The following is a 23279-nucleotide window of genomic DNA, read 5'->3' on the forward strand; positions in this document are numbered from 1 at the left end:
CACCCGCGGTGCGCCCAACGCCAGGCGCGGGTGGTCGGCGCGGCCCCCCCCGGCTGCGCGGGGCCGGTGACCGCGCTGGGCGTCGAGCGGCTCACGGACGGATCGCTGCGGGCGACGGTCGGGCGAGGCGGGCGGCCGGGCACCCCGGTCGGGCGGCTCGGGGACGGCGAGCTGAGGCATCTGGCGCTCGCCCTCGTGCTGCTCACCGGCCCCGGGGTGCCGGCGGTGGAGGTCGCGGGGGAGGTGCCGTCGGCCCTGCGGACCCTCACCGTGCCGGCCGACGGATTCGACCGTGACCTGGACGGCAGGTAACTTCGCGAACTCCTGCCCCTGGCCGCGTCGATCGGGGCGGCCGGGCACCTCAGGCTGGTCGGGACGGTCACGGAGCCGGGCGCGGTACGGGCCCGGGAGACGCCCGGGGTGATGGTGGTAGACCTGGAACCGTGACAGAACTTGATGTACAGGCCCTGCAGCGACGGCTCGCCGCGTTCGCGGCCGCACGGGACTGGGAGCAGTACCACACCCCGAAGAACCTGGCGGCGGCGCTGAGCGTCGAGGCGTCCGAACTGGTCGAGATCTTCCAGTGGCTGACGCCGGAGGAGTCGGCGCGGGTGATGGAGCGGCCCGGGACGGCGCACCGGGTGACGGACGAGGTCGCCGATGTTCTCGCGTATCTGCTGCAGTTCTGCGAGGTACTGGGGATCGATGCGCTGACTGCGCTGTCGGAGAAGATCGACCGGAACGAGTCCCGATTCCCGGTGCCGGAGCGGCAGGACCCTCCGGAGCCCGGCGACCGTCACTCTTCGGAGTGATCAACTTATCCATAATCGATTGAGTGTCCACAGATTTCCGAATTCCCCTGGCTTTTCGGTACCGGCGACCTCACTGTGGGTAATGGATGAGGTGAGCGGCTTTTCGTACGGACGGGGGAACGCATGGAAGCGGAACGGCTTGTAGGAGTCAGCCGACGTGCTCTGGCGCAGAGCAGGGGTACGCCGGACATCATCGCGGAGGCCTGGCAGGCACAGGCGCTGGCTCAGGCGATCGGCAGCCGCCTGGCGGCCGACGGGCCCAAGGAGTTACGGGGCGAGGCGCGCGGGCTGAGTGAGATCGGCGGGCGGAGCAGCGGGTCACTGGACCACCCGGCGGCGCGGGCCGGGGTGGCGCGGGCCGCGCGGCTCTCCGGGCTCGCCGAACCCCGGGCGACGCTGACGGGGCTGGGCACCTTGCTCGGGGAAGTGGGGATGGCTCTGGTCGGGGTGGCCTGTGAGACCGATGAGCAGGGGCTCTACTGGCAGTGCATGGAGGCGATCGACGCGGCCGACGAGTCGATGGACCGGGTGCACGGAATGCTCCGCCGTCTCGACGAGCAGGACCGGGAGCGGCAGCAGGATCTGGAGCGCGGCCGGGAGCGGGACGGCCCGTACGGCCCGTACGGTGCGGTCGGCGGACCGGCGGCGGGTACGACCGCGGTCGGCCGCGACCGAGCAGGACTCCGGGAGTGACCGGACGCCGGATACCGGGCACGGGTGCGGGTCTTCGGGGGTGACCGCGTGGCTCCGGGGGCGATGTCGGACAGGGAGGCGGTGACCGTACAGGACTCCGGCAGTGACGGCGCGAGAGAGACAGGAGGAGCGGAGCGAGCCGTGCCCGGAGGTGCAGGATGGATGCATGGATCTTCGAATCTTCACCGAGCCCCAGCAGGGGGCGAGCTACGACACCCTGCTCACCGTCGCCAAGGCGACCGAGGACCTGGGCTTCGACGCCTTCTACCGCTCCGATCACTACCTCCGCATGGGGCCGGGGGACGGGCTGCCCGGCCCGACCGACGCGTGGATCACCCTGGCCGGGCTGGCGCGTGAGACCAAGCGGATCAGGCTCGGCACCTTGATGACCGCGGGGACCTTCCGGCTCCCCGGCGTGCTTGCCATCCAGGTCGCGCAGGTCGACCAGATGTCCGGCGGGCGCGTCGAGCTCGGTCTCGGCGCAGGCTGGTTCGAGGAGGAGCACAAGGCTTACGGCATTCCGTTCCCGAAGGAGAAGTTCGGCAGGCTGGAGGAGCAGCTGGAAATCATCACCGGGCTGTGGGCGACCGGGACCGGCAAGACGTTCAGCTTCGACGGCACCTACTACCAGCTCACCGACTCACCCGCGCTGCCCAAGCCGGCGCAGGCCAGGGTGCCGGTGCTGATCGGCGGTCACGGTGCGACGCGTACACCGCGACTGGCCGCCCGCTACGCGGACGAGTTCAACATCCCCTTCGCGTCGCTGGAGGACAGCGAGAAGCAGTTCGGCCGGGTCAGGGAGGCGGCCAAGGCGGCCGGCCGCGAACCGGACGACCTGGTGTACTCCAATGCCCTGGTGGTCTGCGTCGGCAAGAACGACGCCGAGGTGGCACGCCGCGCCTCCGTCATCGGGCGCGAGGTGGCGGAGCTGAAGGCGAATGGGCTCGCGGGCTCGCCCGCCGAGGTGGTCGACAAGATCGGCCGGTACGGTGCGATCGGCTCGTCCCGGATCTACCTCCAGGTCCTGGACCTGGACGACCTGGAGCACCTGGAGCTGATCTCCGCCCAGGTCCAGTCCCAGCTCGGCTGAGAACGAAGGACGGAGGACAGAGCAGAGGACAGAGCAGAGGGCAGAGGGCAGAGGACAGAGGACAGACAGAGGACAGAGGGGAGTCACCTGTGCACCCCGCTCGGTCAGCCGACGGCCGACCGTTCCGACGTACGCCCGTCGGCGCGCCCGCCGACCCGCCCGCCGACCCGCCCGCAGGCGCGTCCACAGACCCGCCCGCCGGTCCGCCCGTCCAAGCGCTCGGACGTGCTCTCGCGGCAGGGCCGGTCGTGCTCGACGGGGGTCTCTCCAACCAACTGGAGGCGCAGGGCTGCGACCTGTCCGACGCCCTGTGGTCGGCCCGGCTGCTGACCGACGGGCCGGGACAGATCGAGGCGGCCCACACCGCCTATGTGCGTGCGGGCGCACAGGTGCTGATCACGGCCGGCTACCAGGCGACGTTCGAGGGGTTCGCGCGGCGGGGGATCGGACGGGCGGAGGCGGCGGAGCTGTTCGCCCGCAGTGTCCGGCTGGCGCGACGGGCCGCCGGTGCGGTGGAGCGGGACGTCTGGGTCGCCGCTTCGGTCGGCCCGTACGGGGCGATGCTGGCGGACGGCAGTGAGTACCGGGGCCGCTACGGGCTCTCCGTCCGGGAGCTGGAGCGATTCCACCGGCCCAGGATCGAGGCGCTGGCCGCAGCCGCGCCCGATGCGCTGGCGCTGGAGACGGTGCCGGACACCGATGAGGCCGAGGCGTTGCTGCGCGCGGTCGAGGGGTGCGGGCTGCCGGTCTGGCTCTCCTACAGCGTGGCGGGCGACCGCACCCGGGCGGGGCAGTCGCTGGAGACGGCCTTCGGGCTCGTCCGGGGGCGTGACGACGTGGTGGCCGTGGGGGTGAACTGCTGCGATCCGGCGGATGCGGACCTGGCGGTGCGGGTGGCCGCGGAGGTGACCGGGAAGCCGGTCGTCGTCTATCCGAACAGCGGCGAGCGGTGGGACGCGGGGGGCCGGGGTTGGGTCGGCGCGCCCACGTTCGCCCCGGGCAGGGCAAGGGCCTGGCAGGACGCCGGGGCCCGGCTGATCGGCGGCTGTTGCCGGGTCGGCCCGGACACCGTCGCGGCACTGGCCGGGCTGCTCGGCACGATGACGGCCGACGAGTCCGCGTAGTGCTCGACGGGTCTTGACGGGTGTCACCGCACACCCGTCCCGGCACATGCCGCGGTACTCCGCCGGGATCCCGCGAGCCCGCTGCGGCGCTGCGCGACCGGCCCGGAGAGCTCACCGGGGCGACTCATCGGACACGCGAAATTACCTGGTGGGGGGCAAGTGAACCGGACCATACTCGGACGTGTGTTCCTGACAATCAGCACGACCGGCAACCCGGAACGTCCGGCGACCGACCTCGGCTTCCTGCTGCACAAGCATCCCGAGAAGGCGCAGACGTTCTCCACCTCCCATGGCACCGCGCATGTCTTCTATCCCGAGGCATCCGCCGAGCGCTGCACCGCGGCGCTCCTGCTGGAAGTGGATCCCGTGGCCCTGGTGCGCCGTGGCAAGGGCAAGGGACGGGGCGGCGCTCCCGACGCGGCGCTCGCGCAGTACGTCAACGACCGCCCGTACGCGGGGTCCTCGCTGCTGTCCGTCGCCATGAGCGCGGTCTTCAAGTCCGCGCTGAACGGTGTGTGCCGCGTACTGCCCGAGCGTGCGCAGGCACCGATGCCGCTGCGGATCGAGGTGCCCGCACTGCCGGCCCGCGGAGGCGCGGAGCTGGTGCGCAAGCTCTTCGGGCCGCTCGGCTGGGCGAGCGTGGACGCCGTGCCCGTACCCCTGGACCAGCAGTTCCCGGAGTGGGGGGACTCGCGGTACGTACGGCTGGTGCTCGAAGGCGAGCTGCGGCTGGCGGACGCCTTGCGTCAGCTGTACGTGCTGCTGCCGGTGCTGGACGACGCCAAGCACTACTGGGTCGCGCCGGACGAGGTGGACAAGCTGTTGCGGGCGGGCGAGGGCTGGCTCGCCGCCCACCCCGAGCAGAAGCTGATCACCAGCCGCTATCTGTCCCGGCGCTGGGGCCTGACCCGCCAGGCGATGCAGCAGCTCGAACTGGTGCGGCTCGCGGAGTCGGACGACCTCGACGTCGAGAGCGTCGACAACGCCGTGGACGAGACGACCGACACCGAGGAGAAGCCGGTCCCGCTCGCCGAGCAGCGGCGCGCCGCGATCCTCGACGCGCTGCGGGCCGCGGGCGCGAGCCGGGTCCTCGACCTGGGCTGCGGCCAGGGCCAGTTGGTGCAGGCACTGCTCAAGGACGCCGGCTTCAAGGAGATCGTCGGCGTCGATGTCTCCATGCGGGCCCTCACCATCGCGTCACGACGGCTGAAACTGGAGCGGATGGGGGAGCGGCAGGCCGCCCGGGTCACCCTCCGGCAGGGCTCGCTCACCTACACCGACAAGCGGCTCAAGGGGTACGACGCGGCCGTGCTCAGCGAGGTCGTCGAACACCTCGACCTGCCGAGACTGCCCGCGCTGGAGTACGCCGTGTTCGGTTCGGCCCGTCCGCGGACCGTGCTCGTGACGACGCCGAACGTCGAGTACAACGTCCGCTGGGAGACCCTTCCCGCCGGGCAGGTGCGCCACGGCGACCACCGGTTCGAATGGACCAGGGCCGAATTCCGCGCCTGGGCCCGGGAGGTGGCGCAGCGGCACGGATACGGCGTCGACTTCGTCCCCGTGGGGCCCGACGACCCCGAGGTGGGGCCGCCCACGCAGATGGCCGTGTTCACGATGACCGCGGCCGACGAGACCGTGAAGCAGAACAGGAACAGGACCGAGAAGGAGGCGAATGCCGCATGACCAGCACCTCACGCACGCTACCGGTGACCGACCTCTCCCTCGTGGTCCTCATCGGGGCCAGCGGTTCCGGCAAGTCCACCTTCGCCCGCCGGCACTTCAAGCCCACCGAGATCGTCTCCTCGGACTTCTGCCGCGGCCTGGTCGCCGACGACGAGAACGACCAGAGCGCCAGCCGCGACGCCTTCGACGTCCTGCACACAATCGTGGGCAAGCGGCTGGCAGCCGGGCGGCTGACCGTCGTGGACGCGACCAGCGTCCAGTCCGAGAGCCGCAAGCAGCTGGTCGAGCTGGCCAGGAGCCACGACGTGCTGCCCATCGCGATCGTCCTCGACCTGCCTGAAGAGGTCTGCATCGCGCGCAACGCGGCCCGCCCCGACCGCGTCGGCATGCCGCGCCACGTCATCCAGCGGCACCGCCGCGAACTGCGCCGTTCGCTGCGGGGCCTGGAGCGCGAGGGCTTCCGCAAGGTGCACATCCTGCGCAGCGAGGAGGAGGCGGCCCACGCCGAAGTGGTGCTGGAGCGCCGCTACAACGACCTGCGCCACCTCACGGGCCCCTTCGACATCATCGGCGACATCCACGGCTGCAGTTCCGAGCTGGAGTCCCTGCTCGGCAAGCTCGGCTACGTCGACGGCGCGCACCCCGAAGGGCGTACGGCGGTCTTCGTCGGCGACCTGGTGGACCGCGGCCCCGACAGCCCCGGAGTGCTGCGCCGGGTCATGGCCATGGTGGCGGCGGGAAACGCCCTGTGCGTACCGGGCAACCATGAGAACAAGCTCGGCCGTTACCTCAAGGGCCGCAATGTCCAGCACACCCATGGACTCGCCGAGACCATCGAGCAGTTGGACCGGGAGGACGAGAAGGACCCGGCCTTCCGGGAGCAGGTGCGGGAGTTCATCGACGGGCTCGTCAGCCATTACGTGCTCGACGACGGCAAGCTCGTCGTCTGCCACGCCGGACTGCCCGAGAAGTACCACGGCCGCACCTCCGGACGGGTCCGCTCGCACGCGCTGTACGGGGACACCACCGGCGAGACCGACGAATTCGGCCTGCCCGTGCGCTACCCGTGGGCGGAGGAGTACCGAGGCCGTGCCGCCGTGGTCTACGGACACACTCCGGTGCCCAACACCTCCTGGGTCAACAACACCATCTGCCTGGACACCGGGGCGGTCTTCGGCGGGAAGATGACCGCGCTGCGCTGGCCGGAGCGCGAGCTCGTCGACGTACCGGCCGAGCAGGTCTGGTACGAGCCGGCCAAGCCGCTGGCCACCGAGGCACCCGGTGGCCGGGAGGGACGGCCGCTCGACCTCGCCGATGTGCAGGGCCGCCGGATCGTCGAGACCCGGCACATGGGCCGCATCGCGGTCCGCGAGGAGAACGCCGCGGCCGCGCTCGAAGTCATGAGCCGGTTCGCCGTCGACCCCCAGCTGCTCGGTTACCTCCCGCCGACCATGGCGCCCACCGCCACCTCGCGCGAGGACGGCTATCTGGAGCACCCGGCCGAGGCGTTCGCGCAGTACCGGGCGGACGGTGTCGCCGAGGTCGTGTGCGAGGAGAAGCACATGGGTTCGCGTGCGGTGGCGCTGGTCTGCCGGGACGCGGCCGCCGCCCATGAGCGGTTCGGCGTGGGAGGCGCAGCCGGCACCCCCGGTGGGCCGACCGGGGCGCTGTACACCCGCACCGGACGGCCGTTCCTCGACGACGCCGCACTCACCGAGGTGATCCTCGGCAGGCTCCGCACCGCCGTGACCGCCGCCGGGCTCTGGGAGGAGTGGGGCACCGACTGGGTGCTGCTCGACGCCGAGCTGATGCCCTGGTCCCTCAAGGCCGCCGGGCTGCTGCGCTCGCAGTACGCCGCCGTCGGCGCCGCGTCCGGCGCCGTCCTCCCGGAGGCCAACGCGGCCCTCGCGGCGGCGGCGGCCCGCGGTGTGGACGTCGGCCCGCTCGCGGACCGCCAGCGGGGGCGGGCCGAGGACGCCGCCGCGTTCACCGAGGCGTACCGCCGGTACTGCTGGAGCACCCAGGGCCTGGACGGGGTGCGGCTCGCACCGTTCCAGATCCTCGCCGTGCAGGGCCGCTCGCTGGCCCCCGTACCGCACGACCAGCAGCTGGCCTGGCTCGACCGGCTGGTCGAGCACGACCCGACAGGGCTCCTCCAGGTCACCCGCCGGCTCGTCGTCGACACCGGGGACGAGGCATCGGTGCGCGCCGGTGTCGACTGGTGGCTGGAGATGACCGGCCGCGGCGGCGAAGGCATGGTCGTCAAGCCGCTCGCCGCGCTCGTACGGGACGGCAAGGGCAGGCTGGTCCAGCCGGGCATCAAGGTGCGCGGCCGGGAGTACCTCCGGATCATCTACGGACCCGAGTACACCCGCCCGGAGAACCTGGAACGGCTGCGCGACAGATTCCTCGGCCACAAGCGGTCGCTGGCGCTCCGGGAGTACGCGCTGGGGCTCGAAGCACTGGACCGGCTGGCCGACGGGGAGCCGCTGTGGCGGGTCCACGAAGCGGTGTTCGCGGTGCTGGCCCTGGAGTCGGAGCCGGTCGACCCCCGGCTCTGAGGCGGGTCGCGGGAGGCTGCGGGGGCGTCGCCGGTGGGTTTTCCGGTGGGACCGACGGAAAACCCACGGGCGATTCGCGGGGTGAACGGGCCTGCGCACGGTGAGGATGGAGGCATGGGATTCCACGTCGACTCCGAGGCCGGGCGGCTGCGCCGCGTCATCCTGCACCGCCCCGATCTGGAACTGAAGCGGCTCACCCCCAGCAACAAGGACGCGCTGCTCTTCGACGACGTGCTCTGGGTGCGCCGGGCCCGCCAGGAGCACGACGGCTTCGCGGACGTGCTGCGCGACCGCGGCGTGGAGGTGCACCTCTTCGGCGATCTGCTCCGTGAGTCGCTGGACATCCCGGTGGCCAGACGGCTCGTCCTGGACCGGGTCTTCGAGGAGAAGGAGTACGGACCGCTCGCCACCGAGCATCTGCGGGCCGCCTTCGAGGAGTTGCCCAGCGCCGAACTGGCCGACGCACTCGTCGGCGGCATGACCAAGCGGGAGTTCCTGGCAGGGCACAGCGAGCCCACCTCCGTCCGCTTCCACGTCATGGACCTGGACGGCTTCCTGCTGGACCCGCTGCCGAACCACCTCTTCACCCGTGACACCTCGGCCTGGATATACGACGGGGTGTCCATCAATGCGATGCGCTGGCCGGCCCGGCAGCGCGAGACCGTCCACTTCGAGGCGATCTACCGCCACCACCCCCTCTTCACCGGCCCCGACGCGGGCGCCTTCCACCACTGGTCGGAGGGGCAGGACGATTACCCGTCCACCATCGAGGGCGGCGACGTACTGGTCATCGGCCGCGGCGCCGTACTCATCGGGATGAGCGAACGCACCACCCCGCAGGCGGTGGAGATGCTGGCCCGCGGTCTGTTCGACGCCGGCTCGGCCCACACGATCGTGGCGCTCGACATGCCCAAGCGCCGGGCGTTCATGCACCTCGACACGGTGATGACGATGATCGACGGCGACACCTTCACCAAGTACGCCGGCCTGGGCATGCTCCGCTCGTACACCATCGAGCCCGGCGAGGGGCCCAGGGACCTGAAGGTCACCGACCATCCGCCCGAGCACATGCACCAGGCGATCGCGCACGCCCTGGGGCTGGACTCGATCCGGGTCCTCACCGCCACCCAGGACGTGCACGCCGCCGAGCGCGAGCAGTGGGACGACGGCTGCAATGTGCTGGCCGTCGAGCCGGGCGTCGTCGTCGCGTACGAGCGCAACGCCACCACCAACACCTTTCTGCGAAAGGAGGGCATCGAGGTCATCGAGATCCGCGGCAGCGAACTCGGCCGGGGCAGGGGCGGCCCTCGTTGCATGAGCTGTCCGGTGGTGCGCGACCCCGTGTAGCCCGGGCGCCGGGGCAGGGACGCGGAAGCGTGCGGGCCTACGGCTTCGTATAGCGATGCATAGTGTCGTATAGACTTCCAGGGTCACCGTACGTCCGATCCTCGCCCGACCCAGGAGCTGTCCCATGGCCATAGACCTCGCAGGCCGCCACTTCCTCAAGGAGCTGGACTTCACGGCCGAGGAGTTCCGCGGCCTGATCGAGCTCGCGGCCGAGCTCAAGACCGCCAAGAAGTCGGGGACCGAGACGCAGCGGCTGCGCGGCAAGAACATCGCGCTGATCTTCGAGAAGACCTCGACCCGCACCCGCTGTGCCTTCGAGGTGGCCGCCGCCGATCAGGGCGCGTCCACGACCTGTCTGGACCCCTCCGGCTCACAGATGGGGCACAAGGAGTCGGTGAAGGACACGGCCCGCGTCCTCGGCCGGATGTTCGACGGCATCGAGTACCGCGGTGACAGCCAGGCGGCCGTCGAGGAGTTGGCCGCCCACGGTGGTGTACCGGTCTTCAACGGACTCACCGACGACTGGCACCCGACCCAGATGCTCGCCGACGTCCTCACCATGACCGAGCACAGCGACAAGCCGCTGGAGCGGATCGCCTTCGCCTACCTCGGCGACGCCCGCTTCAACATGGGCAACTCCTACCTGATCACCGGCGCCCTGCTGGGCATGGACGTACGCATCGTCGCGCCGAAGGCGTACTGGCCCGCCGAGGAGATCGTCGCCGAGGCCCACCGGCTGGCCGGCGCGAGCGGTGCGACCGTCACCCTCACCGAGGACATCGCCGAGGGCGTCAGGGGCGCCGACTTCGTCGCCACCGATGTCTGGGTCTCCATGGGGGAGCCCAAGGAGGTCTGGGCCGAGCGCATCGCGGCCCTGGCGCCGTACGCCGTGACCATGGACGTGCTCCGCGCCACCGGCAACGCCGACGTGAAGTTCCTGCACTGCCTTCCGGCCTTCCATGACCTCGGGACCGGGGTCGGGCGGGAGATCGAGGCCGAGTACGGGCTGACGGAGCTGGAGGTCACCGACGAGGTCTTCGAATCCGCGCACTCGGTCGTCTTCGATGAGGCGGAGAACCGGATGCACACGATCAAGGCGGTTCTGGTGGCGACCCTGGCCACCCCGGCGGCCGCGGGCTGATCGCTGCATGACCATGCGCCCGATTGGGTGAACATGCGTGAAGGCGGCTAATATGTTGCCTCTTGGTGGGGTTCGAGCTCGCACGCTCGAACCCCATTTTTCTGTGTGCCACCGGAACCCCCACAGCCCCCGGACGCACATCCCCCACATGCTCCGCCAGAGAAGAGACCGTCCCCGTGAGTCCGCTGCGCCCACCGAGCCCCCCGCACCCGTCCGGGCCGCGCATCAAGAATCCCCACCAGCTGATCGCCGAGTCCGGCGCCGACCTGGAGGGGCACGGCCTCAAGCGCACCATGGGGCTCTTCCAGCTGGTGTGCTTCGGTGTCGGCGCCGTCATCGGTACCGGCATCTTCGTCGGCCTCTCCGACAGCGTTGCCGAGGCGGGCCCCGCGGTCGTGCTCTCCTTCGTGCTCGCCGCGATCACCTGCATCTTCACCGCGTTCTCCTTCGCCGAGCTGGGCAGTGCCATCCCGGTCTCCGGCAGCTCCTACTCCTTCGCCTACGCGACCCTCGGCGAACGTGTCGCGTTCCTCGTCGGCTGGTGTCTGCTGCTGGAGTACGGCGTCTCGGTCTCCGCGGTCGCCGTCGGCTGGAGCCAGTACGTCAACGAGCTGCTGGACAGCCTGTTCGGCGCGCAGCTGCCGGCCGCCCTCTCGGCGGGTCCCGGCGACGGCGGCGTGATCAATCTGCCCGCCGTCCTGGTGGTCATGATGGCCGCGACCCTGCTGGTGCGCGGCGTCCGGGAGAGCGCCGGGGCCACCGCCGCGATGGCGGTCCTCAAGATCGCCATCCTGATCCTGTTCTGCGTCATCGCCTTCACGGCCTTCGAGCGCGGAAACCTCACGCCGTTCTTCGCCCACGGCGCGGGCGGGGTGACGGCCGGCGCGTCGCTGGCCTTCTTCTCGTACATCGGCTTCGACGCCATCACCACCGCGGGCGAAGAGGTCAGGAATCCGCGGCGGAACATCCCGATCGCGATCATGGTCTGCATCGGTCTGGTCACCCTGCTCTACTGCGCGGTCGCGCTCGCCGCCATCGGCGCGCTGGGGCCGAAGGCCGTCGCCGACCAGCCGGCGGCGCTCTCGATCGTCGTCGACCAGGTCACCGACTCGACCGTCGGCGGCGGGATCATCGCCTTCGGAGCGGTCGTCGCGATCGCGTCCGTCGTGCTCGCGGTGATGTACGGACAGACCCGCATCCTGATGTCGATGTCCCGGGACGGACTGATCCCGCGGGTCTTCGAGCGGGTCTCGCCGCGAACGGCGACGCCGGTCGCCAACACCTGGATCGTGGCGGTCGTCTTCGCGGTCCCGGCGGCCTTCTCGTCGCTCGACGTGGTGGTGAACCTGACCACCATCGGCACGCTGGCCACCATGGTCGCGGTGAACATCGCCGTGATCGTGCTGCGCCGCCGCAACCCGGAGGTGAAGGGCTCGTTCCGGGTGCCGCTCTATCCGCTCAGCCCACTGCTGGGCGTCGGCTTCTGCCTCTATCTGATGTACGGGACGGGCTGGGCGACCTGGATCCAGTTCGCGGTCTTCCTGATCGTCGGCGCGGTGGTGTACGCCTGCTACGGCCGCAGCCGCTCCCGGCTGGCCGCCGCCGACGCAGCCCGGTGAGGGCCCGGGTCAGTTCTGAGGCGTCAGGGACGGCAGGGTGAACCACACCGCCTTGCCGTGCTCCGTCGTGCGGTGGCCGCAGGACGAGCTGAGCGTACGGATCAGCAGCAGGCCCCGGCCGTGTTCCTGCCAGGGGTCCGGTTCGCCGCCGTGCCGCGGAAAGGACAGGCCGCCCGGCGGGGCGGGGTCGCGATCGTGGACCTCGACCTGGCAGCCGCTCGGCAGGAGTTCCACCACCAGCTCGATGGGCTCGTCGCTCCGGGTGTGTTCGACCGCGTTGGCGACCAGCTCCGCGGTGAGGAGCTCGGCGGTGTCGGTGTCGGCCGGTGCCTCGATGTCCGCGAGCGCGGTACGGATCAGAGCACGGGCGATCGGCACGGCCGCCGTCGAGTGCGGTAGCGCGATCCGCCAGGAGGCGGGGAGGGGGACATCGGGGGGCACGGCATGGTTTCCGTTCCGGGGTGTGGGTTGCGGGATTCTCTGGTGGTCAAGACTTCTCGGTTTCAACCTTACGAAGTGCAACGACACAGACAAGGGCCTGCCGACCGGTATGAAAGGGACGTTGGCCACTGCGTCCTCACGCTCCGCTTATTGCGTACTCGTGACGGAAGTCACGTACAGGTGATAAGTTCGGGGTGCAGGCAGCAGCCCCACGGCTGAAGGGGAGCCCCCTCCATGAGCCCGTTTCCCAGCTCCGCTCCGCACACGGACGACTGGCGCCATCTGCGGCTGACGACGGACGACGGGGTTGCCACCGTCACGCTCGCCCGGCCCGAGAAACTCAACGCGCTCACCTTCGGCGCCTACGCCGACCTGCGCGACCTGCTCGCCGAACTGTCCCGCGAACGCAGCGTGCGTGCCCTGGTGCTCGCGGGCGAGGGCCGCGGGTTCTGCTCCGGCGGAGATGTCGACGACATCATCGGCGCGACACTCGCCATGGACACCGCCCAGCTCCTCGATTTCAATCGCATGACCGGACAGGTGGTGCGGGCCCTACGTGAAACCCCCTTCCCCGTCATCGCCGCCGTACACGGGGTGGCGGCGGGCGCCGGGGCGGTGCTCGCGCTGGCCGCCGACTTCCGGATCGCCTACCCGTCGGCCCGTTTCGCCTTCCTCTTCACCAAGGTCGGCCTCTCCGGCGGCGACATGGGCGCCGCCTACCTCCTGCCACGTGTCGTCGGCCTCGGTCATGCCACCCGGCTGCTGATGCTCGGCGAACCGGTCCGGGCACCGGAAGCGGAACGGATCGGGCTGATCAGCGAGCTGACCGACGAGGGCCAGGCGGATGCACGCGCGGCGGCCCTTGCCCGCCGCCTCGCCGACGGACCGGCCCTCGCCCTCGCCCAGACCAAGGCACTGCTCACCGCCGAACTCGACATGCCGCTCGCTGCCGCGGTCGAGATGGACGCCGCCACCCAGGCCCTGCTGATGCACGGCGACGACTACGCGGAATTCCACGCCGCCTTCACCGAGAAGCGGCCACCGAAGTGGCAGGGCAGGTAGCGCGATGCCGTCCGAAGCGGATTCGGCCGGTGCGGCCCGAACCGGCGTGAAACGCATCGCGGTCATCGGCGGCGGGCCCGGCGGGCTCTACGCCGCGGCCCTGCTCAAGCGGCTCGACCCGGCACGCGAGATCACCGTCTGGGAGCGCAACGCACCCGAGGACACCTTCGGCTTCGGCGTCGTCCTCTCCGACGAGACCCTCGGCGGCATCGAGCACGCCGACCCCGTCGTGTACCGGGCGCTCCAGGACGAATTCGTGCGGTGGGACGACATCGACATCGTCCACCGGGGCGTCACCCAGACGTCCGGCGGCCACGGCTTCGCCGCGCTGGGCAGACGCAGGCTGCTGCGGATCCTGCACGACCGTTGCGACTCCCTCGGCGTACGCCTCCGCTTCTGCACCGAGGCGCCGTCGGCCGCCGAGCTGGCCGCCACCCACGACCTGGTGATCGCCGCCGACGGGGTGCACAGCCTCACCCGCACCGCCCACGCCGACACCTTCGGCCCCCGCCTCACCACCCACCGCTGCCGCTACATCTGGCTCGCCGCCGACTTCGCCCTCGACGCCTTCCGCTTCGAGACCGCCGAGACCGCGTACGGGGTGATGCAGCTCCACGGCTACCCCTTCTCGGCCGACGCCTCCACCGTCATCGTCGAGATGCGCGAGGAGGTCTGGCGGGCCGCCGGGTTCGACAGCTGCACGATCGAGCACTCCACGCTGCGGTGCGCCAAGATATTCACCGAGGCGCTCGGCGGCCGGACGCTGCGCTCCAACAACTCCTCCTGGCTCACCTTCCGCACCGTCGTCAACGCCCACTGGTCGCACGGCAACACGGTCCTCATCGGCGACGCCGCCCACACCGCGCACTTCTCCATCGGCTCCGGCACCAAACTCGCCGTCGAGGATGCCCTCGCCCTCGCCGCCTGCATCGAGGAACAGCCCGACCTGCCGCGCGCACTGTCCGCGTACGAGGCCGAGCGCCGGCCGGTCGTCGAATCGACCCAGCGGGCCGCCGCGGCCAGCCTGCGCTGGTTCGAGGAGCTCGGTACCTACGTCGACCAGCCGCCCCGCCAGTTCGCCTTCAACCTCCTCACCCGCAGCCGCCGCGTCACCCACGACAATCTGCGGCTGCGCGACGCCTCCTTCACCGCCGCCATCGAGGAGGAGTTCGGCTGCGCGGCGGGCATCCCGCCGATGTTCACCCCGCTGCGGCTGCGCGGCCTCGAACTCCGCAACCGCGTCGTCGTGTCACCCATGGACATGTACTCGGCCGTCGACGGCGTCCCCGGCGACTTCCACCTCGTCCACCTGGGCGCACGCGCGCTCGGCGGCGCCGGTCTCGTCATGACGGAGATGGTCTGCGTCAGCGCCGAGGGCCGCATCACCCCCGGCTGCACCGGCCTCTACACCCCCGAACAGGCCACCGCCTGGACCCGTATCACCGACTTCGTCCACGCGAGCGCACCCGGTACGGCCATCGGTGTGCAGCTCGGCCACTCCGGGCGCAAGGGCTCCACCAGACTGATGTGGGAAGGCATCGACCAGCCCCTCGACCACGGCAACTGGCCGCTCACCGCCGCCTCCCCGATCCCGTACGCGGACGGCGTCAGCCAGGTCCCGCACGCCCTGGACCGGGCCGGACTCGACGCCGTGCGCGAGCAGTTCGCCTCGGCGGCCCGGCGCGCCGACCACTGCGGCTTCGACCTGCTCGAACTCCACTGCGCCCACGGCTACCTGCTCTCCGGCTTCCTCTCCCCGCTCACCAACCACCGCACCGACGAGTACGGCGGACCACTGCGCAACCGGCTCCGCTTCCCCCTCGAAGTCTTCGACGCGATCCGCGCCGACTGGCCCGACGACCGGCCCATGACCGTCCGGATCTCCGCCACGGACTGGGCCGAGGGCGGCACCACGGCCGAGGACGCCGTCGAGATCGCCCGCGCCTTCGTAGCCCACGGGGCCGACGCCATCGACGTCTCCACCGGCCAGGTCGTGCCCGGCGAGCGCCCCGAGTACGGCCGCTCGTACCAGACCCCGTACGCGGACCGGATCCGCAACACCCTGTGCGTGCCCGTCATCGCGGTCGGTGCGATCTCCTCCTGGGACGATGTCAACTCCCTGCTGCTCGCGGGCCGGGCCGACCTCTGCGCCCTGGCCCGCCCCCACCTCCACGACCCGCACTGGACGTTGCACGCGGCGGCCGAGCAGGGTTACGGCGGACCGGGCGCGCCCTGGCCGCTCCCGTACCGCGCGGGCAGCCGCACTCCGCCGACCGGGCGCACGGACGCACCGAAGCCGCGGCTCACCCTGGGATGACGGGCAGGCACTCGTGGCACAGACACCGGTCCGGGTGCGGGGCCCCGTGATGGGCATGCCGCTCTTCGCGGGCGACCCGCTCCAGCAGGGCGGCCAGCGCCTCGGCCTCCTCCCGGGTGGCGGAACCCCGGCCGGCGCACCGGTTCAGCACGGCCGGGACGTACACCAACTGTGCCCGGAAGGTGTGCAGATGACGGGTCCCCGTATCGATGGTGATCCAGTGACCGGTGTGCCGCCCGTGTCCCACCGTGGTCAGTTGCTGGTGCCCCATCCCCGGGTAGGTGTCGACGACGTACACCTTCGCCCCGCCCCGGTACGCCTTCGTGCCGGGACGGAGCTCCTGGCCGAGGTCCCCGTACCGCCGCCACAGCACCACATTCGCGGCGATCAGCCACGCGGGTTCCGGCGGTCCGCTCATCGCTGCGCCGCGCTGATGAGCAGCCGGTCCGAGACCGGCCGGTAGCCGATGCGCCGGTACACGCCGTTGCTGGTGGGGTTCGCGAGGTCGGTGAAGAGCAGCACCTCCCGCGCGCCGGCCTTCCTGGCCGTCCGGCTGATCTCTGCCGTCACCGCGGCCGCGTACCCCCGGCCTCGGTGCTCCGGCGGAGTGTAGACCGCCGTGACCCGGACCGTGCCCGCGATCCGTGGCGAGATCCCCGCCATCGACACCGGGACACCGCCGTCCTCCCAGAGCGTGAGTCCGCCGGACGCCGTGCGCTCGTCCACCTGCCGCTCGGCGAGGGCGCCGGACTGACCGACCTGCTCGGCGAAGGCGAGATACCAGCGCACCAGCAGCTCCCGGTCGGCGGTGGTGGCGGCCCTGGGCCGTCCCGAGGGGGCGGGGGAGGGCGGGACCAGCGTTGCCAGCCGGTAGAGCCGCTGCTCCTGGTCGACCCGGTGACCGGGCCAGCCGGCGGCGAGCACCTCGGCGGTGGCCCGGTCCGCGTTGATCCGGGTCAGAGGGAGTGCGGCGGCCAGCGGACCGACCGCCTCCGGGGCGACGGATCCCAGCACCGGCGGAAACGGCGGGGTCTGCACCAGCGTGCCCGCGACCTCGCCGTCCGCCCCGCGCCACCAGCCGAGCAACGGGGCGGCGTCACCGTAGGCGTGCGGGCCGCGCCGCCGCAGGGTCTCGGTGACCGTCAGGATCAGGGTGTTCTCGGCGGGCCTGGCGGCCAGCGAGGCGCCGGCCGCGTCGAGAAAGGCGTTGACGTCATCGGTGAAGGTCCAGGTCATGCCTCATCCTGCCGGGTGTGCGTGGAGCGAGGCACTCGTATTTCCGGGTCAGTCGTCCCGCAGCCGGAAACGCTGGAGCTTGCCGGTGGCGGTACGGGGGAGCGCGGGCAGGAACTCGATGACGCGCGGGCACTTGTGCGGGGCCAGCTCGCTCTTCATGTGCGCGCGCAGCTCGTCGGCGGCCGTCTCCGCGCCCTCGCGCAGCACCACGTACGCCACCACGATCTGGCCGCGCAGCTCGTCCGCCCGGCCCACCACGGCCGCCTCGGCCACCGAGGGGTGGTGCAGCAGGGCGTCCTCCACCTCGGGGCCCGCGATGTTGTAGCCGGAGGAGATGATCATGTCGTCGGCACGGGCCACGTACCGGAAGTAGCCGTCCGCGTCCCGCACATAGGTGTCCCCGGTGAGGTTCCAGCCGTGCGCCACATAGTCCCGCTGGCGCTCGTCGGCGAGATAGCGGCAGCCGACCGGGCCGCGTACCGCGAGCAGTCCGGGCTCCCCGTCCGGCACCGGCCGGCCCTCGCGGTCCAGCACCCGGGCCTGCCAGCCGGGCACGGGGACTCCGGTGGTGCCGGGGCGGATCGCGTCGTCGGCGGCCGAGATGAAGATGTGCAGCAGCTCGGTGGCGCCGATGCCGTTGATGATGCGCAGCCCCGTCCGCTCCTGCCATGACCGCCAGGTGGCGAGCGGAAGGTTCTCCCCGGCCGAGACACAGCGCCGCAGCGCGCTCAGATCGTGGTGGTCGATGTGGTCGAGCATCACGCGGTAGGCGGTCGGCGCGGTGAAGAGCACCGAGACGCGGTGCTCGGCGAGCGCGGGCAGCAACTGCGCCGGGCCGGACTGTTCGAGCAGCAGGGCACTGGCGCCGGCCCGCAGCGGGAAGACCACCAGACCGCCGAGCCCGAAGGTGAAGCCGAGCGGTGGACTGCCCGCGAACACGTCGTCGGCAGTGGGCCGGAGCACCTGGGCGGAGAAGGTGTCGGCGATGGCGAGCACATCCCGGTGGAAGTGCATGCAGCCCTTGGGGCGTCCGGTGGTGCCCGAGGTGAACGCGATCAGCGCGACATCGTCCGCCGCCGTGTCCACGGCCCGGTACGGCCCGGTCCTGGCCTCGGCCAGGCGCAGCAGATCGTCCGGGGCGTCACCTCCGTACGCCGTGATCCGCAGCCCCGGCACCCCGGCCTTCTCCAGGTCGTCGACCGCCCGGACATCGCACAGCGCGTGACTCACCCGGGCGATGGAGCACATGGTGGAGAGTTCGGCGGAGCGCTGCCGGTCCAGCACCGTGACGGCGATCGCGCCGGCCTTCAGCACCGCGAGCCAGCAGGCGGCCAGATGGGGTGTGGTGGGGCCGCGCAACAGGACGCGGTTGCCGGGCACCACCCCCAGATCGAAGGTGAGGACATGGGCGATCCGGTCCACCCGCTCCCGCAGCTCCCCGTAGCTCCAGACCGCGCCGTCAGGGGTGCGGAAGGCGGGGCGGTCGGGGCCTGAGCGGTCGGTCGTACGGTCCAGCAGTTCCGCCGCGCAGTTGAGGCGGTCCGGATAGCGCAGTTCGGGAAGGTCGAAGAGCAGCTGTGGCCACTCGTCCTGGGGTGGCAGATGCTCCCTGGCGAAGGTGTCGAGGTGCGCTGAGGTCTTCGGGTCCATGACGGATCGCCCCCTTGTCGCCTCTGGAGCGTATCGTTTGGGTGACGGTAGTCAACGGTCCGCGATAGAGCGGGCGGACGGGAATTCGGGCGGACGGTGGGCGAGCACGGGAACGGACGGGAGGGCAGGCAGGAACACGGACGGGAAAACGGGCACGAGAGACCGAGAAGACGAGACGCGACACAAGAGAGGCGCCCGTATGACGGCATTCTCGCTCGATCCGGCACAGACCGCCTGGTGTGAAGAGCTAAGAACCCTCGCCGAGCGGCAACTGCGTCCCCTCGCCGAGAAGGGCGACCACGGCCATGTCAACCGCCCCCTGATCGCCGCACTCGGCGAGTCGGGCCTGCTCGACCGGCTGCTGAGCTCCGGCGCCCTCGACCTCTGCCTGCTCCGCGAGGCCCTGGCCCGCGGTTGCACGGAGGCCGAGACCGCGCTGGCCCTCCAGGGCCTCGGCACCCACCCGCTGGTCCGCTCGGGCACCCCGGCCCAGCGCGAACGCTGGCTCCCCGAGGTGCGGGCCGGCCGCGCCGTCGCCGCGTTCGCACTCAGCGAACCGGGCGCGGGCTCCGACGCGGCGGCCCTCGCCCTGAGTGCCGAACCCGCCCCCGGCGGCTGGCGACTGACCGGCGAGAAGTGCTGGATCTCCAACGCGCCGGAGGCCGACTTCTACACCGTGTTCGCTCGCACCACCCAGGACGCCGGCTCCCGCGGCGTCACCGCGTTCCTGGTCCCCGCCGACCGCCCCGGGCTGACCGGCACCGCCCTCGACATGCTCTCGCCGCACCCCATCGGGGCCCTGGCCTTCGACGGTGTCCCGGTCACCCCCGACGACGTCCTCGGCGAACCGGACCGCGGCTTCCGGGTCGCCATGGACACCCTCAACCTGTTCCGCCCCAGCGTCGGCGCGTTCGCCGTCGGCATGGCCCGCGCGGCCCTGGACGCCACCGTGGAGCACACCGCCCACCGCACCGCGTTCGGCGGCCCGCTGAAGGACCTTCAGGCCGTCTCCCACCAGGTCGCCGAGATGGCCACCCGGACCGAGGCCGCCCGGCTCCTGGTGTACGCGGCGGCCGCCGCGTACGACGCGGGGGAGTCCGGCGTACCGCGCCGGGCCGCCATGGCGAAGCTGTACGCCACCGAGACCGCGCAGTACGTCGTCGACACCGCCGTCCAACTGCACGGCGCCCGCGCCCTGCGCCGCGGCCACCTCCTCGAACACCTCTACCGGGAGGTCCGCGCGCCACGGATCTACGAGGGCGCCAGCGAGGTCCAGCGCACGATCATCGCCAAGGAGCTGTACGCGAGCCGGGAGGCGTCCGCATGAGTCCGGTCCACCGGATCAACCCCACCGAGCTGTCACCGCCCACCGGCTTCTCGCACGCCGTCACGGTCACCGGCAGCCAACTGGTCTTCCTGGCCGGGCAGACCGCCCTCGACGAGGGCGGCAAGATCGTCGGTGACGGCCTGCCCGAGCAGTTCGCGACGGCGCTCACCAATCTGCTCACCGCGCTGCGCGCGGCGGGCGGTGCCCCGGCGGACCTCGCCCGGGTCACCGTGTACGCCACCGATGTGGCCGACTACCGCGAACGGGCCGCGGAACTGGGCCGGATCTGGAGACGGCTGGCGGGCCGCGACTACCCGGCGATGGCGGTCATCGGTGTGGCCAGGCTCTGGGACGAGCAGGCCCTGGTGGAGATCGACGGGGTGGCGGTACTGCCGTGAACGCACCGTACGGGCCCGGAGACCCGGGCCCGTACGGCAACCGGCGCGTCAGCGCGCGGTCGCGTGGATCAGTACGGCTTCACCAGTACGTGCGCGGCGCCCGGAATGCCGACCTTCAGCAGCTCATCCTCCTCGGGCGTCGTCTCGCTGCCCGTCTCCTGCTTGAGCACCGCGCGCGACATGGCCTGCACCCACATGGCCCGGGGGCGGCGGCGCGCCTCCCACGCGTCGAGGGCCGCGGCCACGTCGGTTCCGGCGTCCAGCGACTCGGCGAGCACCAGCGCGTCCTCCACGGCCATCGCCGCGCCCTGCGCGATGTGCGGGGTGGAGGCGTGCGCGGCGTCACCGGCCAGGACGACCCGGCCGACGTGCCACGGCTCCTCGACCGTCACCTGGGAGATCCGCGAGTACACCACCGAGGCCGGGTCGGTGACGGTGGCGAGCGCCTCGGCGACCGGTCCGGAGAACATCGCCAGCCGCTCCGTGAGCTGCTCGTGGGCCCGCTCCGGGTCCGGCCGGAAGTCCCCGGACTCCGCGAACACCGCACCCAGGTACATCAGTTCGTCGGTGATCGGGGTGAGCAGCGCCTTGGCGTCCTTGCCCGCGGTGCCCATCACCACACCCCGCACCCGGGGCTGCCGGGGGACCGTCACCCGCCAGTTCGCGAAGCCGGTGTACTCCGGGGCGTAGCGGTCCCCGTAGAGCCGGGTGCGCAGCGGCGAACCGATGCCGTCGAAGCCGACCACCAGGTCCCAGCGGCCCGAGGAGCCGTCGGACAGCGTGACGTCCACCCCGGAGCCGTCGTCGGTGAGCTCGGTGATGGTGGAGCCGAAGCGGATCTCCGCACCCGCGGCGACGGCGGCGGAGTTCAGTACCCGGGCCAGAGCGGGGCGCGGGATGCCGTTGTTGGAGGGGGCGTCGCCCATCCGCGGCTGGGGTATCTCGGCGAGCGTGTTGCCGGCCGGGTCGGCGATGGTCAGGATCTCCCACTCGAAGCCCGCCTCCAGGCAGTCGTCGAGCACCCCGATCTCGCGCATGACATGGAGGGCGTTGGACGGCTGGATGATGCCGACGCCGAGCGCGTCCAGCTCGTCCCGGAGCTCGGCGACCTCCACGGTGTGGCCACGCCGGGCCAGTGCGGTGGCGAGGGTGAGCCCGCCGATGCCGCCGCCGTGAATCAGGACGCGCAGGGGTGTTGCCATCTCAGGTGTCTCCAGAGCGAGAAGGGTACGGAGCCTTACGAGGAAGGGAACGGTCAGCCGGCCGCGACGGGCAGGCTCATCAGGTGGTCCACCAGGGCCAGCAGCACGTCCCGGCCGAACGGCCGCTCGCGTACGTCGCCGATCAGCAGCGGTACATGCGGGTCGAGGTCGAGAGCGGCCCGGATCTCGTCCGGTGTGCGGGTGTTGTGGCCGTGGAAGCAGTTGATCGCGACCACGAACGGGATGTCCCGGCTCTCGTAGAAGTCGATCGAGGCGAAGCTCGTCTCCAGCCTGCGGGTGTCGGCGATCACCACCCCGCCGAGCGCCCCGTTGACCAGGTCGTTCCACATGAACCAGAAGCGTTCCTGGCCGGGGGTGCCGAAGAGGTAGACCACCAGCTCGGAACTGACCGTGATGCGGCCGAAGTCCAGTGCCACGGTGGTGGTGTCCTTCTGGCCGACACCTGCCAGGTCGTCGACACCGATGCTGGCCTTGGTGAGGTACTCCTCGGTGCGCAGCGGTGTGACCTCGCTGACCGCGCCCACCATGGTGGTCTTGCCGACGCCGAAACCTCCGGCGATAAGTATCTTGACGGCGGCGGGGGCCGCCTGACTGCTTGTCATCTTGGTTCAGAGTCTCCGGAGTCCGTCACGAACGGCGGCCAGCAGGCCCATGTCGGCCCCGCCCGCCGCCCGCGCCACCGAGAGCGGGGCGCGGGCCAGCAGCAGGCCCTGGGCGACGAGGTCGGCCAGCAGGATCTTGGTCACCGACACCGGGAGGCCGAGGCCGGAGGCGACTTCGGCGACCGCGGCCGGGCGGCGGCAGCGCTCCAGGATCAGCCGGTGCTCCGGCTGGAGCCTCCCCGGCCGCAGCGGCGCACCGTGCTCGTCCCGGGGGTCCTGGGTGGTGGTGAGTACGGTGATGAGGCTGAAGTCGTCCCGCTCGGGAGCGGTCCGGCCCCGGGTGATGGTGTACGGGCGCACCATCGTGCCCGCCCCGTCCTCCTCGGCCTCGTCCTCCCAATACGGGGTCACGCGCGCTGCCCGTCCCCGGTACCGAAGGCGTCGAACTCACCGCGGGCCGGCGTGCTGAGCTTCTTGCCGACCTGCTGCACCAGGTTGTGCATGGCGAGCGACATGATCTCGGCGTCCACCTCCTGGGAGGCGATCACGGCCAGGTGGGTGCCCTGGGCGGCCGCGATGATGAAGAGCCAGAGGTCGTTCAGCTCGACGATCACCTGGTGCACGCCGCCGCCGTCGAAGAGCTGGCCGACGCCGCGGGCCAGGCTCTGCTGGCCGGTGCAGATGGCGGCCAGCCGCTCGGCGTCGGCGCGGTCGATGGTGCGCGAGTGGCTCACCACGAGTCCGTCGTCGGACAGCAGGACGGCGTTCCGGGTCTCGGCCACGGAGTCCACCAGGCCGTCGAGCAGCCAGTCGAGATCCTGGTGGGTGGCGGTTGTGCGTGTCATGGCCGTTCTTCTCTCGTGGGGAGCGGGATGGCTGGCGGGGCAGGCTGCTTCGGCGCCTCGTCGGTCGCGCGGGCGGCCCGGGACCGGCGCTGGAACGCCCCGATCGCG

At 71.5% G+C, this 23279-nt stretch carries 20 protein-coding genes and 2 pseudogenes; 14 read left to right on the forward strand and 8 right to left on the reverse strand.

The window, feature by feature from the left end; all coding sequences use genetic code 11:
- The 10 genes and pseudogenes from ABZY11_RS31245 to ABZY11_RS31290 all read left to right on the forward strand — a co-directional run.
- Nucleotides 1–312, forward strand: a pseudogene (locus ABZY11_RS31245) (ATP-binding protein); the annotation flags it as partial.
- Nucleotides 313–443: 131 nt separating this feature from the next.
- The gene (locus ABZY11_RS31250; RefSeq protein WP_356482367.1) at nucleotides 444–812 is read left to right on the forward strand and encodes a nucleotide pyrophosphohydrolase; all 369 of its coding nucleotides are present in this window, start codon (nucleotides 444–446) and stop codon (nucleotides 810–812) included.
- A 123-nt stretch (nucleotides 813–935) separates the two neighbouring features.
- On the forward strand, nucleotides 936–1505 hold the full coding sequence (locus ABZY11_RS31255; protein ID WP_356482368.1) for a DUF6099 family protein: 570 nt from the start codon (nucleotides 936–938) through the stop codon (nucleotides 1503–1505).
- Nucleotides 1506–1671: 166 nt separating this feature from the next.
- Nucleotides 1672–2595 (forward strand): LLM class F420-dependent oxidoreductase, encoded by a 924-nt coding sequence (locus tag ABZY11_RS31260; protein ID WP_356482369.1) that lies wholly within the window; start codon nucleotides 1672–1674, stop codon nucleotides 2593–2595.
- Nucleotides 2596–2822: 227 nt separating this feature from the next.
- A pseudogene (gene mmuM, locus ABZY11_RS31265) lies at nucleotides 2823–3719 on the forward strand (homocysteine S-methyltransferase); the annotation flags it as partial.
- Between the two features lie 183 nt (nucleotides 3720–3902).
- On the forward strand, nucleotides 3903–5402 hold the full coding sequence (locus ABZY11_RS31270; RefSeq protein ID WP_356482370.1) for a 3' terminal RNA ribose 2'-O-methyltransferase Hen1: 1500 nt from the start codon (nucleotides 3903–3905) through the stop codon (nucleotides 5400–5402).
- Nucleotides 5399–7963: a polynucleotide kinase-phosphatase gene (locus tag ABZY11_RS31275; RefSeq protein WP_356482371.1), complete on the forward strand. Its 2565-nt coding sequence runs from the start codon at nucleotides 5399–5401 to the stop codon at nucleotides 7961–7963. Before ABZY11_RS31270 ends, ABZY11_RS31275 begins: the two co-directional genes overlap by 4 nt.
- Nucleotides 7964–8077: 114 nt before the next feature.
- Nucleotides 8078–9310 (forward strand): arginine deiminase, encoded by a 1233-nt coding sequence (locus ABZY11_RS31280; RefSeq protein ID WP_356482372.1) that lies wholly within the window; start codon nucleotides 8078–8080, stop codon nucleotides 9308–9310.
- A gap of 124 nt (nucleotides 9311–9434) precedes the next feature.
- A complete protein-coding gene (argF, locus tag ABZY11_RS31285) occupies nucleotides 9435–10451 on the forward strand; it encodes an ornithine carbamoyltransferase (protein ID WP_356482373.1) in 1017 nt (338 codons plus the stop codon).
- A gap of 176 nt (nucleotides 10452–10627) precedes the next feature.
- A complete protein-coding gene (locus tag ABZY11_RS31290; protein WP_356482374.1) occupies nucleotides 10628–12070 on the forward strand; it encodes an amino acid permease in 1443 nt (480 codons plus the stop codon).
- Between the two features lie 9 nt (nucleotides 12071–12079).
- Here ABZY11_RS31290 and ABZY11_RS31295 read toward each other — a convergent pair whose 3' ends face one another.
- Nucleotides 12080–12511: an ATP-binding protein gene (locus ABZY11_RS31295; RefSeq protein ID WP_356482375.1), complete on the reverse strand. Its 432-nt coding sequence runs from the start codon at nucleotides 12509–12511 to the stop codon at nucleotides 12080–12082.
- A gap of 234 nt (nucleotides 12512–12745) precedes the next feature.
- Here ABZY11_RS31295 and ABZY11_RS31300 point away from each other — a divergent pair, with 234 nt between their 5' ends.
- Nucleotides 12746–13573, forward strand: a complete 828-nt coding sequence (locus tag ABZY11_RS31300; RefSeq protein WP_356482376.1) for an enoyl-CoA hydratase family protein — start codon at nucleotides 12746–12748, stop codon at nucleotides 13571–13573.
- A gap of 4 nt (nucleotides 13574–13577) precedes the next feature.
- Complete coding sequence (locus ABZY11_RS31305; RefSeq protein WP_356482377.1) at nucleotides 13578–15890, forward strand: bifunctional salicylyl-CoA 5-hydroxylase/oxidoreductase; 2313 nt, start codon at nucleotides 13578–13580, stop codon at nucleotides 15888–15890.
- Here the strand turns inward: ABZY11_RS31305 and ABZY11_RS31310 are convergent.
- The 3 genes from ABZY11_RS31310 to ABZY11_RS31320 are packed head-to-tail and all read right to left on the reverse strand — an operon-like array spanning nucleotide 15877 to nucleotide 18776.
- Nucleotides 15877–16308, reverse strand: coding sequence for a hypothetical protein (locus ABZY11_RS31310; RefSeq protein ID WP_356482378.1), 432 nt, complete (start codon nucleotides 16306–16308; stop codon nucleotides 15877–15879). The genes ABZY11_RS31305 and ABZY11_RS31310 overlap by 14 nt on opposite strands.
- Complete coding sequence (locus tag ABZY11_RS31315; RefSeq protein WP_356482379.1) at nucleotides 16305–17126, reverse strand: GNAT family N-acetyltransferase; 822 nt, start codon at nucleotides 17124–17126, stop codon at nucleotides 16305–16307. Before ABZY11_RS31315 ends, ABZY11_RS31310 begins: the two co-directional genes overlap by 4 nt.
- A 48-nt stretch (nucleotides 17127–17174) precedes the next feature.
- Entirely contained in the window at nucleotides 17175–18776 is a 1602-nt protein-coding gene (locus tag ABZY11_RS31320; protein ID WP_356482380.1) for an AMP-binding protein, read from the reverse strand.
- Nucleotides 18777–18975: 199 nt separating this feature from the next.
- On the opposite strand from ABZY11_RS31320, the gene ABZY11_RS31325 reads away from it, so the two are divergent.
- Together ABZY11_RS31325 and ABZY11_RS31330 are read left to right on the forward strand one after the other, a co-directional pair.
- The gene (locus tag ABZY11_RS31325) at nucleotides 18976–20103 is read left to right on the forward strand and encodes an acyl-CoA dehydrogenase family protein (protein WP_356482381.1); all 1128 of its coding nucleotides are present in this window, start codon (nucleotides 18976–18978) and stop codon (nucleotides 20101–20103) included.
- On the forward strand, nucleotides 20100–20501 hold the full coding sequence (locus ABZY11_RS31330; protein ID WP_356482382.1) for a RidA family protein: 402 nt from the start codon (nucleotides 20100–20102) through the stop codon (nucleotides 20499–20501). The genes ABZY11_RS31325 and ABZY11_RS31330 overlap by 4 nt, the downstream gene beginning before the upstream one ends.
- 68 nt (nucleotides 20502–20569) lie before the next feature.
- On the opposite strand, the gene ABZY11_RS31335 is transcribed toward ABZY11_RS31330, so the two are convergent.
- From ABZY11_RS31335 to ABZY11_RS31350, 4 genes are read right to left on the reverse strand one after another with little or no spacing between them, the layout of a single operon-like run.
- Nucleotides 20570–21703, reverse strand: a complete 1134-nt coding sequence (locus ABZY11_RS31335; protein ID WP_356482383.1) for an FAD-dependent monooxygenase — start codon at nucleotides 21701–21703, stop codon at nucleotides 20570–20572.
- A 53-nt stretch (nucleotides 21704–21756) separates the two neighbouring features.
- The gene (locus ABZY11_RS31340; RefSeq protein WP_356482384.1) at nucleotides 21757–22326 is read right to left on the reverse strand and encodes an ATP/GTP-binding protein; all 570 of its coding nucleotides are present in this window, start codon (nucleotides 22324–22326) and stop codon (nucleotides 21757–21759) included.
- 6 nt (nucleotides 22327–22332) lie between these two features.
- On the reverse strand, nucleotides 22333–22689 hold the full coding sequence (locus ABZY11_RS31345; RefSeq protein ID WP_356482386.1) for a DUF742 domain-containing protein: 357 nt from the start codon (nucleotides 22687–22689) through the stop codon (nucleotides 22333–22335).
- Between the two features lie 44 nt (nucleotides 22690–22733).
- Complete coding sequence (locus tag ABZY11_RS31350; RefSeq protein WP_356482385.1) at nucleotides 22734–23171, reverse strand: roadblock/LC7 domain-containing protein; 438 nt, start codon at nucleotides 23169–23171, stop codon at nucleotides 22734–22736.
- Between the last annotated feature and the right edge of the window lie 108 nt (nucleotides 23172–23279).

This window comes from Streptomyces sp. NPDC006510 (assembly GCF_040611955.1).
GTDB lineage: Bacteria > Actinomycetota > Actinomycetes > Streptomycetales > Streptomycetaceae > Streptomyces.

Bases quoted from the DNA above. Each gene is read 5' to 3' on its own strand.
- argF (WP_356482373.1), top strand. From the start codon at position 9,435: ATGGCCATAGACCTCGCAGGCCGCCACTTCCTCAAGGAGCTGGACTTC.
- ABZY11_RS31330 (WP_356482382.1), top strand. From the start codon at position 20,100: ATGAGTCCGGTCCACCGGATCAACCCCACCGAGCTGTCACCGCCCACC.
- ABZY11_RS31320 (WP_356482380.1), bottom strand. From the start codon at position 18,776: ATGGACCCGAAGACCTCAGCGCACCTCGACACCTTCGCCAGGGAGCAT.
- ABZY11_RS31350 (WP_356482385.1), bottom strand. From the start codon at position 23,171: ATGACACGCACAACCGCCACCCACCAGGATCTCGACTGGCTGCTCGAC.
- ABZY11_RS31305 (WP_356482377.1), top strand. From the start codon at position 13,578: ATGCCGTCCGAAGCGGATTCGGCCGGTGCGGCCCGAACCGGCGTGAAA.
- ABZY11_RS31325 (WP_356482381.1), top strand. From the start codon at position 18,976: ATGACGGCATTCTCGCTCGATCCGGCACAGACCGCCTGGTGTGAAGAG.
- ABZY11_RS31280 (WP_356482372.1), top strand. From the start codon at position 8,078: ATGGGATTCCACGTCGACTCCGAGGCCGGGCGGCTGCGCCGCGTCATC.
- ABZY11_RS31345 (WP_356482386.1), bottom strand. From the start codon at position 22,689: ATGGTGCGCCCGTACACCATCACCCGGGGCCGGACCGCTCCCGAGCGG.
- ABZY11_RS31275 (WP_356482371.1), top strand. From the start codon at position 5,399: ATGACCAGCACCTCACGCACGCTACCGGTGACCGACCTCTCCCTCGTG.
- ABZY11_RS31340 (WP_356482384.1), bottom strand. From the start codon at position 22,326: ATGACAAGCAGTCAGGCGGCCCCCGCCGCCGTCAAGATACTTATCGCC.
- ABZY11_RS31310 (WP_356482378.1), bottom strand. From the start codon at position 16,308: ATGAGCGGACCGCCGGAACCCGCGTGGCTGATCGCCGCGAATGTGGTG.
- ABZY11_RS31335 (WP_356482383.1), bottom strand. From the start codon at position 21,703: ATGGCAACACCCCTGCGCGTCCTGATTCACGGCGGCGGCATCGGCGGG.
- ABZY11_RS31255 (WP_356482368.1), top strand. From the start codon at position 936: ATGGAAGCGGAACGGCTTGTAGGAGTCAGCCGACGTGCTCTGGCGCAG.
- ABZY11_RS31300 (WP_356482376.1), top strand. From the start codon at position 12,746: ATGAGCCCGTTTCCCAGCTCCGCTCCGCACACGGACGACTGGCGCCAT.
- ABZY11_RS31315 (WP_356482379.1), bottom strand. From the start codon at position 17,126: ATGACCTGGACCTTCACCGATGACGTCAACGCCTTTCTCGACGCGGCC.
- ABZY11_RS31260 (WP_356482369.1), top strand. From the start codon at position 1,672: ATGGATCTTCGAATCTTCACCGAGCCCCAGCAGGGGGCGAGCTACGAC.